At 66.6% G+C, this 16,441-nt stretch carries 14 protein-coding genes; 6 read left to right on the forward strand and 8 right to left on the reverse strand.

Going from position 1 to position 16,441, the window contains the following annotated elements:
* Positions 1–12: 12 nt before the first annotated feature.
* Complete coding sequence (gene adhP / locus ACN8ZM_RS34620) at positions 13–1,041, forward strand: alcohol dehydrogenase AdhP (RefSeq protein WP_175024544.1); 1,029 nt, start codon at positions 13–15, stop codon at positions 1,039–1,041.
* Positions 1,042–1,095: 54 nt separating this feature from the next.
* Here adhP and ACN8ZM_RS34625 read toward each other — a convergent pair whose 3' ends face one another.
* The gene (locus tag ACN8ZM_RS34625) at positions 1,096–1,527 is read right to left on the reverse strand and encodes a MarR family winged helix-turn-helix transcriptional regulator (RefSeq protein ID WP_174940953.1); all 432 of its coding nucleotides are present in this window, start codon (positions 1,525–1,527) and stop codon (positions 1,096–1,098) included.
* Positions 1,524–2,441 carry a serine aminopeptidase domain-containing protein gene (locus ACN8ZM_RS34630; protein ID WP_420213263.1) on the reverse strand — a complete coding sequence of 306 codons (918 nt, stop codon included), beginning with the start codon at positions 2,439–2,441 and terminating at the stop codon, positions 1,524–1,526. Before ACN8ZM_RS34630 ends, ACN8ZM_RS34625 begins: the two co-directional genes overlap by 4 nt.
* 300 nt (positions 2,442–2,741) lie before the next feature.
* Between ACN8ZM_RS34630 and ACN8ZM_RS34635 the strand changes: the two genes are divergently transcribed.
* The 3 genes from ACN8ZM_RS34635 to ACN8ZM_RS34645 all read left to right on the forward strand — a co-directional run bounded on the left by ACN8ZM_RS34635 (position 2,742) and on the right by ACN8ZM_RS34645 (position 5,601).
* On the forward strand, positions 2,742–3,707 hold the full coding sequence (locus ACN8ZM_RS34635; protein ID WP_420213264.1) for an ABC transporter substrate-binding protein: 966 nt from the start codon (positions 2,742–2,744) through the stop codon (positions 3,705–3,707).
* A 52-nt stretch (positions 3,708–3,759) separates the two neighbouring features.
* Positions 3,760–4,854, forward strand: coding sequence for an LLM class flavin-dependent oxidoreductase (locus tag ACN8ZM_RS34640; RefSeq protein ID WP_420213265.1), 1,095 nt, complete (start codon positions 3,760–3,762; stop codon positions 4,852–4,854).
* Positions 4,855–5,040: 186 nt separating this feature from the next.
* Complete coding sequence (locus tag ACN8ZM_RS34645) at positions 5,041–5,601, forward strand: hypothetical protein (RefSeq protein ID WP_420213266.1); 561 nt, start codon at positions 5,041–5,043, stop codon at positions 5,599–5,601.
* Between the two features lie 48 nt (positions 5,602–5,649).
* On the opposite strand, the gene ACN8ZM_RS34650 is transcribed toward ACN8ZM_RS34645, so the two are convergent.
* From ACN8ZM_RS34650 to ACN8ZM_RS34675, 6 genes are all read right to left on the reverse strand, one after another.
* Positions 5,650–6,585, reverse strand: coding sequence for an ABC transporter substrate-binding protein (locus ACN8ZM_RS34650; RefSeq protein ID WP_420213267.1), 936 nt, complete (start codon positions 6,583–6,585; stop codon positions 5,650–5,652).
* A gap of 34 nt (positions 6,586–6,619) precedes the next feature.
* Positions 6,620–8,410: an amino acid ABC transporter permease/ATP-binding protein gene (locus tag ACN8ZM_RS34655; RefSeq protein ID WP_420213268.1), complete on the reverse strand. Its 1,791-nt coding sequence runs from the start codon at positions 8,408–8,410 to the stop codon at positions 6,620–6,622.
* A gap of 64 nt (positions 8,411–8,474) precedes the next feature.
* A complete protein-coding gene (locus ACN8ZM_RS34660; protein WP_420213269.1) occupies positions 8,475–9,827 on the reverse strand; it encodes an LLM class flavin-dependent oxidoreductase in 1,353 nt (450 codons plus the stop codon).
* 7 nt (positions 9,828–9,834) lie between these two features.
* Positions 9,835–10,884, reverse strand: coding sequence for an LLM class flavin-dependent oxidoreductase (locus ACN8ZM_RS34665; RefSeq protein WP_420213270.1), 1,050 nt, complete (start codon positions 10,882–10,884; stop codon positions 9,835–9,837).
* A 52-nt stretch (positions 10,885–10,936) separates the two neighbouring features.
* Positions 10,937–11,884 carry an ABC transporter substrate-binding protein gene (locus ACN8ZM_RS34670; protein ID WP_043186757.1) on the reverse strand — a complete coding sequence of 316 codons (948 nt, stop codon included), beginning with the start codon at positions 11,882–11,884 and terminating at the stop codon, positions 10,937–10,939.
* Between the two features lie 56 nt (positions 11,885–11,940).
* Complete coding sequence (locus ACN8ZM_RS34675; RefSeq protein WP_043186758.1) at positions 11,941–12,501, reverse strand: GNAT family N-acetyltransferase; 561 nt, start codon at positions 12,499–12,501, stop codon at positions 11,941–11,943.
* An 847-nt stretch (positions 12,502–13,348) separates the two neighbouring features.
* Between ACN8ZM_RS34675 and ACN8ZM_RS34680 the strand changes: the two genes are divergently transcribed.
* Together ACN8ZM_RS34680 and ACN8ZM_RS34685 are read left to right on the forward strand one after the other, a co-directional pair.
* Positions 13,349–15,073 carry an ABC-F family ATP-binding cassette domain-containing protein gene (locus ACN8ZM_RS34680; RefSeq protein WP_420213271.1) on the forward strand — a complete coding sequence of 575 codons (1,725 nt, stop codon included), beginning with the start codon at positions 13,349–13,351 and terminating at the stop codon, positions 15,071–15,073.
* Between the two features lie 297 nt (positions 15,074–15,370).
* Positions 15,371–16,438, forward strand: coding sequence for a hypothetical protein (locus tag ACN8ZM_RS34685; RefSeq protein WP_420213313.1), 1,068 nt, complete (start codon positions 15,371–15,373; stop codon positions 16,436–16,438).
* The last annotated feature ends 3 nt before the right edge of the window (positions 16,439–16,441 follow it).

Here is a 16,441-nt window from a genome sequence, read left to right on the forward strand (position 1 = left end):
CAGGAGCGACACATGTCCCAAACCATGAAAGCGGCCGTCGTGCACGCGTTCGGCGAACCGCTGCGCATCGAGGAGGTGCCCGTGCCGACGCCGGGGCCCGGTCAGATCCTCGTCAACATCAAGGCATCGGGCGTCTGCCATACCGACCTGCACGCGGCCGACGGCGACTGGCCGGTCAAGCCGTCGTTGCCGTTCATTCCGGGCCATGAAGGCGTGGGCATCGTCGCCGCGGTCGGCGCGGGCGTCACGCACGTGCGCGAAGGCGATCGCGTGGGCGTACCGTGGCTGTACACGGCCTGCGGCCATTGCGAGTACTGCCACACGGGCTGGGAGACGCTGTGTCACGGCCAGCAGAACACCGGATATTCGGTGAACGGCAGCTACGCGGAATACGTGCTGGCCGATCCCGATTACGTCGGCCATTTACCCGCTCAGGTTGCGTTCGACGAAATCGCGCCGATCCTGTGCGCGGGCGTTACCGTCTACAAGGGCATTCGCGTCACCGATACGCGTCCGGGCCAGTGGCTCGCGATCTCCGGCATCGGCGGCCTCGGGCACGTGGCCGTGCAGTATGCGCGTGCGATGGGCCTGCACGTGGTGGCCATCGACATTTCACCCGACAAGCTCGCGCTGGCGCGGCAGCTCGGCGCGGAACTGACGATCGACGCGTCGATCGACGATCCGGCCAAGGTGATCCAGAAGGAGATCGGCGGTGCGCATGGCGTGCTCGTCACGGCCGTGTCGCGCAGCGCGTTCGCGCAGGCGCTCGGGATGGTGCGGCGTGGCGGTACGGTGGCGCTCAACGGCTTGCCACCGGGAGATTTCCCGCTGCCGATCTTCTCGACGGTGCTGAACGGCATCACCGTGCGCGGGTCGATCGTCGGGACGCGGCGCGACTTGCAGGAATCGCTCGATTTCGCCGCCGACGGCCTGGTGCGCGCGCATATCCATCGTGACCGGCTCGGCAACATCAACGACGTGCTCGCGAAGCTGCGCGAAGGCAAGGTCGACGGGCGCATCGTGCTGACCGACATGCATTGATGCGCGGGGCACAGCGCGCGTGCCGTCAACGGATCGACGGTGCCGCGCTGCCGCTCAGCGTTCCACCGGAAATCGCTCCTGCAGCGTGTGCAACCAGCGCGCGACGACATCGAGTTCGTCGTCGGAAAACCCGTCGCACAGCTTGCCGTTGAGTTCGCGCAGCAGCACGCGTGCACGCTTGAGCGCCGCGTGGCCTTCGTCGGTCAGGTACAAGCGTGTCGCGCGGCCGTCGTCCGAATCGGCATGACGCGTAATGAGGCCGGCTTTCGCCATCCGGTCGGCGAGCCCCGTCATCGCGGACGGCGCAAGCTGCAGCGCGGCGCCGACTTCGCCGATCAGCGCGCCATCCTGCTTCGCGAGACAGAACAACGCGCCGGCCTGCGCGGCGCTCGCGCGCGTCTCGGTCTCCGCCTTGCGGTCGATCCAGCGCTGCACGCGCCGCTGGCCGATGTTCAACATGAAAAACAGTCGTCGGTCTTCGCTCAAGCTGGGTTCCCGGCTGCAATGGAAAGGGAGGGACGGCCCGCGGTTCGCGGCGCGTCGAGTGCCTGCGCGAGCCAGTCGGCCACGTCTGGCCACAGCACGGTGCCGGGGCGGCTGCGGAAGAAGCCCATGTGCCCGACCGGGCCGCTGCCCGCCGCGTGCGGATCGATCTGGCGGCGTTCGACCGCCGCGCGGGTCAGGTAGCTTACCAGCAGCCCGATGGCCGTTGGGTTCGCCCACGGATCGTCGTCGAAGCCGAGCGCGAGGATCGGCAACTGCTGTTTCGCGTAACGCTCGGCCGCGCCGAGTGTCGGATCGTCGAAGAAATAGTGCGGCAGCGTCGTCCAGCGGCTCCATTCGTGAAACACGCCGGCCGGCAGGTCCTCGCCGAGCCCGAGCCGCTTGCCGGGCACGTAGCCGAGCAGCGCCGACATCAACGGGCCGAGCACGCGCAGGATCAGCCGCACCTTCAGGCGTTCGGCCGCCTGCGTGATCAGTCGCGTGCTGCCCGCATGCGCGGCGACCAGCACGGCCGCGCGCAGGTGCGGCGTCGCGGCGGACAGCCCGATCGCATGCCCGCCGACGCTATGTCCGACCGCCAGCAGCGGCAAGCCTTCGTACGCCTGCCGTGCCCACGCGGTCGCGGCGCCCACGTCGAGCTCCATCCAGTCGCGCATGCGGGCCTGCAGCGCGCCCAGGCGCGCGGGCCGCGACGCGCCGATGCCGCGATAGTTGTAGGTGAGCGCCGCGAAGCCGCGTTCGGTCAGGAAGCGCGCGAAGCCCGCATACAGCCGCTCCGGCACGGCCGTCGCCGGATGGATCAGCACCAGCGCGCGCGGCGCGGCGTCCGGCGTCCACAGCGTGCCGTGCAGCGCGTAGCCGTCGACGGCGGAAAACTCGATGGGTTGGGAGGTCATGGCCGTCCTCGTTCCGGGTAGATATTTCGTATGCGAAATATAGTCCGTGATTTATTTCGTGCGCGAAATATCTATCGAGGATTCATTCGAACGAGGTTTCCCGGACGGGGCAGGCGGCATCCGGCGCTGCCGGTCATTTCATAAAATATTTGCATCTTTGAATAGAAGAATATTGCGTTTGTTTCATGAAGCGGATCGACGTATCTTCACCGGTTCCATCCGTTCCGCCGGCCGCCGCGCACGGCGGAACACGAGGCGCTGCGATTGCGCGGCCGCCTGCCAACCCTCCGGGAGATCACGTTGTCGAGCCGAATCGTCACGGCACTCTTGCTGGCGCTTGCCGCGCAGCCGGGCATTGCCAAGGACACCGTCACGCTGCGCGTCGGTGAACAGAACTACTTCAACATCCAGGCGTCGATGGAGGCGTCCGGCGTGCTGAAGGACCTGCCTTACACGATCGAGTGGAAGCATTTCCAGGCCGCTGCGCCGGTTGCCGAATCGCTGAACGGCAATGCGATCGACGTCGGCTTTCTCGGCGATTCCGCGCTGCTCACGCTGGCCGCGCGCGGCGCGCCGGTGAAGGTGGTCGCCGTGTCGCGGCAGAGCCTCGACGGCGTCGCGATCCTCGTGCCGAAGGACTCGCCGGTGCGCACCGTGGCTGACCTGCAGGGCAAGACCATCGCAGTATGGCGCGGTGCATGGAGCCAGCAGCTCGTGCTGCGCGCGCTCGAACACGCCGGCCTGCGCGCGGATTCGGTCAAGTATGCGTACTTGATGCCGATCGATGCGACCAACGCGCTCGCGAACGGCTCGGTCGACGCCGTGTCGCTGTGGGAGCCGTTCGTCAGCACGCTCGCGTTGCGGCAGGGCGCGCGGCCCGTGACGACCGCACAGGGGCTGATGCCGGCACTGAGCTTCGTCGCCGCGAACGAGCAGGCCGCGTCAGGCAAGCGCGCCGAGATCACCGATTTCCTGCGGCGCGTCGTTGCGGCGCGCCAGTGGGTCGACAGCCATCCGCGCGAGTATGCGGACCTGTGGGCGAAGCGCGCGAAGCTCGAACCCGACGTCGCATACCGCTGGCTCAACAACGCGAAGCAGCGCGTCGGCCCGGTCGACGAGACGGCCGCGAAGGACGCGCAGAACACGGCCGACTTCCTGCACAAGGCTGGCGTGATTCCGGCTGCGTACGACACGTCGAAACTGCTCGACCGCTCGTATGCGGGTGCGTTCGCAGTGCCCGCGAAAAAGACGGCCGCCGCGCAGTAAGCGGACCATCCCGGCCACGATTTCCAAACGAGAGCTACAAGGACATCCCGACATGCCAGTCGACATCATCGGCATGATCACCGCGACGCCCGGCGCGGAGGTCGACGTACCGGGCGGCGCGGCCGTTCAACCCGACTACGTGCGCCGCTTTGCGCAGGCGCACGAGGCCGCCGGCTTCGACCAGATCCTGGTCGGCCATTTCAGCAACGCGGCGGACGGTTTCATCGTCGCGTCGTTCGCCGCCGCCGCGACCGAACGCATCCGCATCCTGCTCGCGCACCGGCCGGGCGTGATCGTGCCGTCGGCCGCCGCGCGGCAGATCGCAACGCTCGACGTGTTCAGCGGCGGCCGGCTCGCGCTGAACGTCGTGTCGGGCGGCGACGATACCGACCTGCAGCGCGACGGCGATTTCGTGCCGCACGATGCGCGCTACCGCCGCACCGGCGAATATCTCGACGTGTTGAAACGGATCTGGCAGGCCGACGCGCCGGTCGATCACGATGGCGCGTTCTACCGGCTGCGCGGCGCGTCGCCGCTCGTGAGGGGTGCGCAGCGGCCGCACGTGCCGATCTATTTCGGCGGCTCGTCGCCGGCCGCGCTCGCGGTCGCGGGCGAGCATGCCGATGTCTACATGACGTGGGGCGAGCCGCTCGCGTCGGTGCGCGAGCAGGTCGCGCGCGTGCGGGCTGCCGCTGCGCCGTTCGGGCGGGCGCCGCGCATCAGCGTGTCGTTCCGGCCGATCGTGGCCGACACCGAGGCTGCCGCATGGGAGAAGGCCGAGGCGATTCGCGAACGCGTGCGCGCGGCGCGGCTCGCGAACGGCCAGCCGATCGCCGGCCATGCGCCGCAGAACGCGGGCTCGCAACGGCTGATGGCCGCCGCCGCGCAAGGCGACGTGCTCGACGAGCGGCTGTGGATGGGCGTCGCGAACCTGACCGGCGCGCGCTGGAATTCGACCGCGCTGGTCGGCACGCCCGAACAGGTCGCGCAGGCGCTTGGCGCGTACTACCGGCTTGGCGTGTCGACGTTCCTGATTCGCGGGTTCGACCCGCTGGACGATGCGCTCGATTACGGGCGCGACCTGATTCCGGCGATTCATGCGCAGGTCGCGAATCTCGACAGGGCTGGGGCTGCACTGCCGGCATAGGTGCGACGCCGACTGTCGACCGATGGAGCATGGCGCCTCCCTGAGCCGGGGCCGAACCGCCACCGGTTACAATCCGCGCATCGGACCATGGGCCATGGCCGACGAGAGCGGGATCGCGAGGCGCCGCACGAGTAGCGCCGTCAGCCGATTCGAAATCAGAAATCGAATAACGAAGCGAAGCAAGTCATGCGAAAGATGGCAGGGGTTTTACTGGCGTGCGGGGTGCTGGCCGGTTGTGCGAGTACGGGAGCGAATCGGAGCGGCGCGTACGATCCGGCAACGGAAGCGCGGATTCGGGTGTATCTGGGCGCCTATTCCCATTTCTATTTCAACACCACCTGCGAACCGAGCGACTCCTGGTTGCTCAAGGGGCCGCCCGGCATGGATGTCGCTGTGCCGGGTTTTACGCGCGCACTTGCGGGCAATACGACGATCGGCATGCCGCTGCCGGATGACGCCTACAAGTACTACGACGAGTACGTGGTCAACGCGAACCAGCCGCTCACGATGACGTTTCAGATCGGTGGGCAGCGGATAATCGACATGGGCGCGGTGGGCACGACCACCATCAGCCAGCGCGTCGACCATGTGGCGCGTTCGTTCGTGCCGCAACCGGGTCTCGACTATGAAGTGTTCCCCTATGAAGCGAAATGGGGGCTCGAGACCAAGCTGCGGCAACTGCACGTGAACGGCAAGCAGGTGTCGACGACCGACGTGGAGCTGGCTCGCGCGTCGCGTTGCCCGTGACGGGGCTCGCCGAAGCGTGACCGGCATGGCGCGCCGCGCTGCCGCTTTTCAGAACGACGGCAACCCCGGCGGATTGGTCTCCGCGCGCGCGATCGCCTCGCTTTGCAAACCCCAGCGCGCGAGCGCCTGCCCGTAGCGACCGCTGCCGATCAACGCGTTCGTCGCGAGCGTCAGCGCGGGTGCGAGCCCGCTGCCGCGCCGCGTCGCGATCGCCACGTCGGCGTTGGCCGGCCAGCCCGCATTGACGACCCCGACACGGCGGATCTTGCCGGTGCGGGCGGCCTCGTACGCGAGCGACGCGTTCGGGTTCAGCTCCGCATCGGCACGGCCCGACAGCAGCGCGACGCGCGACGCCGCATCGTCGTCGAAATAGAGCAGTTCGGCCGGTTTCAGCCCCTGTGCCACGTTGCGCTTGTTCCACTCGAGCAGGATGCGTTCCTGGCTCGTCCCCGCGCCCGTGATGATGCGCAGGCCGGCGACGTCCTTCGGCGCGGCGATCGTCGCGATCGGGCTGCCGGTGCGCACGTAGAAGCCGTGCAACCCGAGCCGGTAGGTCGTGAAATCGTATTTCTCCTTGCGCTTCTCGGTCACGCCGACGTTCGAGATCACCGCGTCGTACTTGCCGGACGTGAGTCCGAGCGGCCAGTCGGCCCACGCGATCGGCAGCAGCACGAGCGTGCGGCCGAGCGCGTCGGCGACGAGCTGCGCATAGTCGGGATCGGCGCCGACCACGGTGCGCGCGTCGGTCGCGTAGGTCGACACCGGCGGCGCGTGCGGTGAGATCGCGACCGTGAACGCGCCGTCGCGTACCCAGCGATAGCCGGCTGCCTCATGAACGGCTGCGTCATCGCGTGTGGCGCGAATGCGGCCCGCCTGACGCGGATCGAGATCCGCGGTCGCCGCGGCTGCATGTCCCGCGCGCCATGGAAGGCTACCCGTTGCCGCGACCAGCGCGGCGGTCATGAACTGGCGTCGGTTGGTCATCGTGCGGCACCTCGCAAGGCGGGAGCGGCGCGCATCACAGCACCCGCGACAGGAACGCGCGGGTACGCGGGTGCGTCGGCGCATCGAGCACGACGGCCGGCGGCCCGGCCTCGACGATGCGCCCGCGCTCCATGAACAGCACGTTGTCCGCGACTTCGCGTGCGAAGCCGATCTCGTGCGTGACGATCACGAGCGTCGTGCCCGAGCGCGCGAGCTCCTTGATCACGTCGAGTACCTCGTTGACGAGCTCGGGATCGAGCGCCGACGTCGGTTCGTCGAACAGCAGCACCTTCGGGCGCAACGCAAGCGCCCGCGCGATCGCGACGCGCTGCTGCTGGCCGCCGGACAACTGGCGCGGATACGCGTCGGCCTTATCCGCGAGACCGACGCGCGCGAGCAGCGTGCGGGCGGTGCGCTCGGCCGCGTCGCGCGTAACGCCGCCGACGACGACCGGCGCTTCGATCAGGTTTTCGAGCACCGTTAGGTGCGGGAACAGGTTGAAGTTCTGGAACACCATCCCGACGGCCGTGCGCCGCGTCAGCACGTCGCGTTCCTTCAGCTCGTAGAGCACGTCGCCGTCGCGGCGATAGCCGATCAGTTCGCCGTCGATGTCGATGAAGCCGTCGTCGACGCGCTCCAGATGGTTGATCGTGCGCAGCAGCGTCGACTTGCCCGAGCCCGACGGCCCGACGATCGCGGTCACGCTGCCGCGCGGCGCGACGAATGACACGTTGTCGAGCACGCGCTGCATGCCGAACTGCTTCGATACGCCATGTACGGCCACTTCGCCGCCGGCGCGCGGGGCGGCGGCGGTCGCGGCGTCGCTATCTCCGTGAGCCTGCGCGACCGATGCCGCGTGGCGGGACGCGACACGCCGCCACAGCACGCCGAGGCGCGCAAGCGCGAACGTGATCACGGACGGCGGCGGGTTGCGCAGCGCACCGCGCGCATAGTGCCGTTCCACCTGGACCTGGATCGCCGACAGCACGGTCAGGATGATCAGGTACCAGACGGTGGCGACCATCAGCAGCGGAATCACTTCGAGATTGCGGCGATAGATCACCTGCACCGTATAGAACAGCTCCGGCATCGCGAGCACGTAGACCATCGACGTGCCTTTCGCGAGCATGATCAGGTCGTTGAACGCGGTCGGCAGGATCGCGCGCATCGCCTGCGGCAACACGATTCGCGTGGTCTGGCGGCGGCGCGGCAGCCCGAGCGCGGCGGCCGCTTCGAGCTGGCCCTGGTCGACCGCGAGAATGCCGCCGCGGATCACCTCCGCGGAAAACGCCGCGTGATGCAGCGTGAGGCCGAGCACGGCCGCGAGGAACGGGCTGATCAGGTCGGTCGTCGGCGTGTCGAACCACACGATGTCGGTGAACGGCACGCCGAGCCGCACATGTTCGTACAGGTAGCCGAGGTTGTTCAGGATCAGCAGCAGCACGATCAGCGGAATCGAGCGGAACAGCCACACGAAGGTCCACGCGCTCGCCGACAGCAGCCGCGAACGCGACAGCCGGGCCAGCGCGACGAACGCGCCGAGCACGAGGCCGAACACCGCCCCGAGCAGCGTGAGCACCAGCGTGCGCGCGAGCCCCGACAGCACCGGTGGCGACAGGAACCATTCGGCGAACACCGGCCAGCCCCATTGCGGGTTGCCGAGAATCGAATGCAGGACGATCGCGATCAGCGCGACGGCGAACACGGTGCCGGCCGTGCGCGACCGGTGGCGCGCGGGCACGATCCGGAAACGCGTGCCGGCGTCGCGCGCGCCGGGGGAAGAGAGCGGCGGCAGCGCGCCGCCGAGGTGGGTCGTGTCGCTCATGTCGGTGGAAATCCTCGAATCGGTCGGGCGGGCGCGCCGCGCACGGGCGGCGCGGCGGCGGGCGTCAGGCGTGCGCTTCGGCCGCCGTTTCGTGCGACGGGGCAGGCGCCGCGTGGCGGCTCGCCTTGCGCGGCAGGCCGAGGTGGTCGCGCAGCGTCGCACCGGGCAGGTCGCGGCTGTAGCGGCCGCGCGCCTCGAGCACCGGGATCACGAGTTCGACGAAATCGTCGACGCCCTGTGCCTGCACCGCAAAGCCGAGGATGAAGCCGTCGCCGGCGCCCGCGTCGTGCCAGCGGATCAGCTCGTCCGCGACCTGCTCGGCCGTGCCGATGAAGTTCGGGCGCGGCGTGGCGACCGCGAGCGCCGTCTCGCGCAGCGACAGCCCTTTCTGTTTCGCGTCGGCCTTGATCCGGTCGGTGGTCGAGCGGAAGCTGTTGCGGCCGAGCTCGCCGAGTTCCGGGAACGGCGCATCCAGCGCGTACTGCGTGAAATCGTGGTGATCGAAATAGCGGCCCAGATACGCGAGCGCTTCGTCGATCGTCAACAGGTTGCGGATCGCCTGGTATTTGTCCTCGGCCTCGGCCGCCGTGCGGCCGACGATCGGCCCGATGCCGGGGAAGATCTTCACGTCGCTGCCTGGCCGGCCGTGCTCGATCGCGCTCTGCTTCACGCGTCGTGTGAACGCGGCCGTTTCGTCGAGCGACGGCGAATGCGTGAACACGGCATCCGCATACTTGCCCGCGAGCCCGATGCCGGTGTCGGACGAACCGGCCTGGAAGATCACCGGCTGCCCCTGCGGCGAGCGCTGGATGTTGAGCGGGCCCGCGACCTGGAAGAAGCGCCCGTGGTGGTCGAGCGTGTGGAGCTTGTCGCGATCGAAGAAGCGGCCGGTCGCGCGGTCGCGCACGAATGCGTCGTCGTCCCAGCTGTCCCACAGGCCCTGCACGACGTCGAGGTATTCGTCGGCGATCTCGTAGCGCAGTTCGTGATCGGGATGCGCCTTGCCGAAATTCTTCGCGGTGCCTTCGAGCGGCGTCGTCACGACGTTCCAGCCCGCGCGCCCGCCGCTGATCGCGTCGAGCGACGCGAGCTGGCGCGCGACCGTGAACGGCTCGCTGTATGACGTCGAGATCGTGCCCGCGAGCCCGATCTTCTGCGTCGCGACCGCAAGCGCCGACAGCACGGTCAGCGGCTCGAAGCGGTTCAGGAAGTGCGGAATCGACTTCTCGTTGATGTAGAGGCCGTCCGCGACGAACGCGAACGCGATGCCGGCGGCTTCCGCCTTGCGCGCGATGCCGATCGCGAAGTCGAGGTTGATGCTCGCGTCCGGCGGGTTGCTCGGATGCCGCCATGCGTTCATGTGGCTGCCTGCGCCTTGCAGCATCAGGCCGAAGGGGATCGATCGTCGGGTCGTCATGGGAGCGTCACGCGTTCTGGTCAGGGGAAAGGGAGCGGTCGGCCGCGAGGGCCGCCTGCAACGGCGTGGCCGACAGCGCGCCGCCGAGCCATTCGGCCGATGCGAGCCGCGCCGCGTAGTCGGTCACCGGCGAATCGATCACGAACGCATCGACGTCGAGCCGCCGGCTCAGCGTGTCGAGCGCGCGGTGCACGCGCTCGGGCGTATCGGCCAACACCGTCGGGCGCAGCTCGTCGATCCGGTAGTCGGACGCGCCGCTCTGCCGCGCGAATTCGGCGGCCGCCTGCGCGCTGGCGAGATTGAAACTCTGGCCGCCCGCGAACTGCAGCTTGAAGATCTTCAGCGGCCCGATCAGTCGTTCGGCTTCGTCGCGCGTCGGCGCGGCCACCGCGTACAGCGCGACCAGCGGCCGTGCGCCGCCCGCGCTGCGGTACGCATCCAGCGAGCGTTCGAGGTTCGCATCGTCGCCGTTGAAATGCCCCGCGTAGCAGAAGCGCCAGCCATTGCGCGCGGCGAGCGCGCCGCTGTCCGGCGAGCCGCCGAGCAGGATGCGTTCGGGCGGCTGCGGCGGCACCGGCAGTGCGACGGCACCGGCGAGCGGGTGATCTTCGGCAACGCCCCAGCCGAGAAACGCGTCGAGTTCCGCCAACTGGCCCGCGAAGTCCGGCTTGCGCGCCTTGTCGTGGAACCACTGCAGCGCGCGTGTGGTCAGCGGCAACCCGCCCGGCGCCTTGCCGATGCCGAGATCGACGCGGCCCGGCGCGAGCGCGGCCAGGACCTTGAACGTCTCGGCGACCTTGAACGGGCTGTAGTGCTGCAGCATCACGCCGCCCGAGCCGACGCGGATGCGCGACGTGTGTGCGAGCAGGTGCGCGACGACGATCTCCGGCGCCGAGCTCGCGAAGGCCGGCGTGCCGTGATGCTCGGCGACCCAGAAGCGCTCGTAGCCGAGCTGTTCGGCGCGCTGCGCGAGGGTCGTGGTGAAGCGCAGCGCGTCGGCGGCGTTCGCGCCGGCGGCGATCGGACTCTTGTCCAGCAACGAAAGCGAGTAAGACATGGTGAGCGGCGTTCCTGCGTGAGCGTGAATGGACGGTGGGGGCGCGCGGCGCTCAGCTCTTCGGCAGCCCCGGCGGATTCGTACGCGACTGGTCGATCGCTTCCGATGCGAGGTTCCAGCGGTCGAGCACCTGCTGGTAGCGGCCGTTCCTGATCAACCCGTTCAGCGCGACGGTCAGCGGATCGGCTAGCCCGCTGCCGCGTCGCGTCGCGATCGCGATGTCGGCCGTGCGCGGCCAGCCGCCGCTGATCGCGCCGACGAGCCGCGTCTTGCCTTGCTGCGCGCTCTGGTACGCGAGCACCGAGTTCACGCTGAACACCGCGTCGGCGCGGCCCGACTGCACGGCGACGATACGCATCGCCTGGTCGTCGTAGTACTGGATCTGCACGGGTTTCAGCCCGTGCGCGACGTTCTCGCGGTCCCACGCGAGCAGGATCTTTTCCTGGTTGGTGCCGGCGTCGGTCACGATGCGCAGCCCCGCGACGTCCTTCGGCTCGCGGATCGCCTGGATCTTGCTGTCGTTGCGCACGTAGAAGCCGACCTGATCCTTGCGGTAGGTCGAGAAATCGAGCTTCTGCTTGCGTTCCTCGGTGACGGTGACGTTCGAGATCACCGCGTCGACTTTCCCCGATTCGAGCGCGAGCGGCCAGTCGGCCCACGCGAGCGCGACGATCTTCAGCTTGCGGCCGAGGCTGTCGGACACGAGCTGGCCGATGTCGGCGTCGAAGCCGATCACCGTGCGCGCGTCGGTCGCATACGAGCTGATCGGCGGCAGGCTCGGCGCGATGCCGATCGTCAGCGTGCCGGGCTCGGCGAACTTGAACGACGCGGGCACCGCGCGCTCGACCGCCGCATCGGCCACGCCGCGCGGGCGGCCGCGCTGTTCGGGGCTCAGGTCGAACGTGGCGGCGGCTGCGGCTGCGGAGAGCGCGGTCAGGCCGATCAGTGCGGCGGCCAGCGTGCGCACGGCACGGGAAGAAAACGGTACGGCTCGTTGCATGAAAGCGTCCTGTGGTGGCAAGCGGAGATCGGAGGGAGGCAGGGGCGCGGTCGCGGTCAGCGCGACAGCACCGGTTCGGGCACGGGCGCCCACAGGTCGGCCAGCGTCGACGTGCGCGACGGATCGGCGAGATCCTTGCCGAACCTGAGGTGGAAATACGCTTCGGGGGCGATCGACGGATCGAACAGCCGCGTATAGCCGGTGCGGTCGTACAGCGCCCACGCTTCGGGCTGGCGAAAACCGGTGGTCAGGTAGAGGCGGCGATAGCCTTGCTGCGCGGCGCGCAGTTCGAGTGCTTCGACGATGAGGCGTGCGAGGCCCTGACGGCGCAGGTCCGTGCGGGTCCAGATGCGTTTGAGCTCGGCGGTCTGCGCGTCGTAGCGCTTGAACGCGCCGCCGCCGATCGTCTCGCCGTCGCGCAGCAGCAGCACGAACGCGCCTTCGGGCGGCGCGAACAGTTCGGCCGGGTAGCGCGCGAGTTCGTCACGCGCGGACGCACGGCTGTCGGGGCGATACGCGTTGTAGCGGGTCGAATACTCGTCGATCAGTGCGTCGATCAGCGGTTGCGCGCGGACGTCGAGCGGCGTCGTGTCGATGATGCGGTCGGTCGTGGCCATGGGCGTCGCGAAGGGCGCGCGATGCGGACGTTCCTGGCGGGGTGCGGGCACGCGGCCCGTCCGGTCTGTTCCGTTATCGCGACGCAGTTGTCGTGATGGCGGCGGCCGGTGTGCATCCTGCTGCGATGCAGATGGCGGACCGCCGCCGTTTCGAACACGTTAGCGGCGCGGCCGGCAAAGGCGAACGAAGCAATTTCGATAAGGATTTCGCGGGTGGTGTAAGAAGGCTTGCAGGGGGAGTGGGGTGGGGCGAGCGGGCGTGGTGGCGAGCCGCGGCCGTTCGAGGTGTGTATGACGTAGATGACCGCCGTGGATCGGCCAGGTGTTGTTGTTTCGATGGCCTACCGGTCATGCCGATTAGGTGCCGATTAGGTGCCGGAAGACGATGAAGCTGAAGGTGCTTGAATCACATAGGGCTACGGGCAATGCGCGTCATTCAATATGACGGTAACGGTTCCCGGTCAGGAGCCGTTACTCAGAACACGTTCTTTAAAGCAGACATTGGCCGCCCAATAGCGGGTTGTCGCAGAGCATTCCGAGATCGCTCATGGAAAGAATCGGGAGCCGTAACGCCAGCGGCTTGTATAACCGACGTGAGCCGAGATAAACTCCGACGCTACATTCCACTCTTTTTAAAAAAGGAGGTAAATATGGTTTTGCTAGTGCGCCCACTGATGTTGGCACATTTATTCAGCACATTCGCCCGCTCTTGCCTGAGTTCCATCGCGCTGCGATAACCCGGTCAGAGCAAAGCCTTCTCCTCCCGAGTCCTTTCTCGACTCCAAGGTTGTCGCCAGCGCTCCTGTTGACAGGGACAAACACGTCCCGAAAAAACGAGAGCAAGAGCATGACAACGCTGATTTCTGCACTTTCCTTGAAACTGGAAACCGGCCATGGCCCGCTATTCCAGGATCTTTCCTTTACTGTAAAACTTGGCGACCGTATCGGCCTGATTGGCCACAACGGCTGCGGCAAGAGCAGTCTGCTTGATGTATTGGCGGGCCGCCGCGAACCCAGTGCCGGTAGCGTGCAATATGCGGCAATGTGCCGCCTGCAACACGTCGAGCAGCATCTACCGCCAGGACTTGCCGACCTGACGACACGAGCGGCGTTGCTGGAGAGCGTCGGCGAGCAACGGGCGGAGCATTGGCGGGTAGACAGTCTGCTGGACGATTTAGAGCTTGCCACCGTGGCGGATACACCCATTTCCGACCTGAGCGGCGGTCAGCACACTCGTTTGCTGCTGGGACGTGCAGTCCTTAAGCAGCCGAATCTGCTGTTGCTTGACGAACCAAGCAATCATCTGGATCTGCCTTCGTTATTGTGGCTGGAAGATTTCCTGCGCCGCTGGCAGGGTGGCTTCATCTTGGTCTCGCACGATCCGCGACTTCTGGACACCCTCAGCGACACAAGCTGGATTCTGCGCGATCAGCGCTTGTACAGTTTCGATATGCCGTGCAGCCGGGCCATGGCCGCGTTGGCCAAGGATGATGCAACGGCACAAGCGCGTCATGCAGGTGAGCAAAACGAGATAGACCGGCTAGCCGCCAGCAGCAAACGTCTGGCCATCTGGGGGCGCGAGCACGACAATGAGAAACTGTCGCGCCAGGCCAAGTCCATGCAAAGGCGTGTCGAAAAACTGAAGGAAGACCAGACCTTTGTGAGTCATGGCAGCCCCTGGCGCTTGAAGCTGCAAGGAAGACCATTGGCGGCGGATCGTCTGTTGGCGTTCGAAGGCCTGCATGTCCGCGCTCAGGCAGAAGAACCGATCCTGTTCGAGGTTCACGATTTGTGGTTGCGGCCAGGTGACAAGATCGCACTCCTGGGCCGCAATGGCACGGGCAAATCCTCGTTGCTACGCCAGTGCTGGAGCGATCTGCAGCAGGGAGAAGCGCGCATGGGTTGGCGTTATCATCCAGCGGCGCGCATCGCCTACTACGATCAGTCGTTGCATCAACTGGCCGACGACGCCACGTTGTCGGACGCGCTCTATAAATTTGCGCCAGTCGGCGACAAAGAGCGACGGCAGGCGTTGATTTCTGCCGGGTTTGCGTATGTACGCCATGGTCAGACCGTGGCCACGCTGAGTGGCGGCGAGCGGGCGCGTCTGCTATTTCTCGCGCTGTCCATGGCCAGCTACCACCTATTGTGGCTTGACGAACCGACCAATCATCTGGATATGGAAGGTAAATCCGAACTTGCTGCCGCGCTGGCGGCGTTCGATGGTGGTTTCATCCTGGTTTCGCACGACCGCGAACTGATCGAGCACAGTTGCAATCGCTTTTGGGCAATCCATAACGGGCGCTTGCAAGAATTGCCGGATGCTGAAAGCGCGTATCGAAATTTGTTCACCTCTCGTGATGCCGCTGCACCCGAGCAGATTCCGACGACACGGAACCCCACCGGTGTTCAATCCGCGAGCTGTGACGCTGAGGCACAGTGGCAACGTTGGTGTCAGTTGGAGGCATGGCTGGCGGCAGAGCTCACACGCAAACCGAAACATCAAAAGCCGCAACTGCAGGAACAGTGGCGGGAAGAGATGCGGCGACTGGAACAGGCGCTTGGGCTTTAAGGCGTAGGTAACGGGTGCGGTTCGCAGCGGCACGGCGACGTCCGGGTGGCTCTGGCGATATGCAGCGACTGGTTCGGTGCCGCTTGGCACCGCCTGCCGCCAATATCCCGCGATTCCACGCCCGCTTCACTTTCTGATCGAACGAATGGCCGATCTCGAAAAGCTCGAGTGCTCCTTGCGGGTCGGCATGCGGCATCGGCGTGGCGCCGGGCTGAAATCGACGAGAAAGAGACAATCGACGGTTGTATCGGGATTGACGACAATGAAAACCATTCCAACAGAGGGCAAACAATAATGATGACTTCCGGTGACGGCCTGACCAGTCCGGCGCGGCTCCTGCGACTCGCGTCATGGGCGATCGCGATCATCTTCGCGGTCTTTCTGAACATGCTCGGCAGTCTCGTGATTCGCGACATGGCGTTCGCGCCGAGCGGCGGTCCGCCCGCCATCGAGCAATTCGCCGATACCCAGGCAAAGGCGCGGCTGGACGCGGCGCGGCGCCGTCTGCAGGCTCAGCACGACGCGCTTGTCGAGAAGGCCGACACGATGGAAGTGGCGCGCGGCCGCGCCGCGAAGGAGTACTCGGCCGAGAAGGAAAGTTTCCGCAACTGGCTGGCAACCCGCGCGGTGACAGGAGACAGTGCGAGGGACCCGGACCTTCTGGCCAGAACGCACAAACTCGATACGCTCCAGGCCGTGGTGGTCAACTGGCAGCATCAGATCGATGCGATCGGCGACCAGCAACGGGCACTGGCCTCGCAGCAGACTCAAGTGGACACGCAAATCGCCGAAGCGGACGCAGCAGCCGAACGGCGCTTCGACGAGGCAACCCGGCACTACGAGATCCAGGTGTTCGGGCTGCGGCTGGCGCTGACGTTACCGATACTGCTGGTTGCGATCTGGCTGTTCATCCGCTACCGCAAGGTGCGCTACTGGCCTTTCGTGTATGGTTTTGGCCTGTTTGCGCTGAGTGCGTTTTTCATTGAGCTGGTTCCGTATTTGCCGAATTTCGGCGGCTATGTCCGGGTTCTGGTCGGCATTGCGCTCACGGTATTCGCCGGCCTTTACATGATGAAGGCATTTCAGCGCTATGCCGAACGCAAACGGCTCGAATTGCAGCAGGATCAGGGTGCACGCGCGCGCACGATCGGATACGAAAAAGCCGTTCGGTCACTCGAAAAAAAGCGCTGCCCGTCATGCGACAAACAATGGAATCTCGGCGGCGACGATTCCACGTTCTGCGTACATTGCGGATTGAGGCTTTTCAATGTCTGCGAATGCGGCGGCCGGAATTTCTTCTTCTTCCCGCATTGTCACCAATGTGGCGCTGCGCAGGACAATGAGTTGCCAGGGGCGTCCGGCTGACGG

It is taken from the genome of Burkholderia aenigmatica, assembly GCF_048627025.1.
GTDB classification, from domain to species: Bacteria; Pseudomonadota; Gammaproteobacteria; order Burkholderiales; family Burkholderiaceae; genus Burkholderia; species Burkholderia aenigmatica.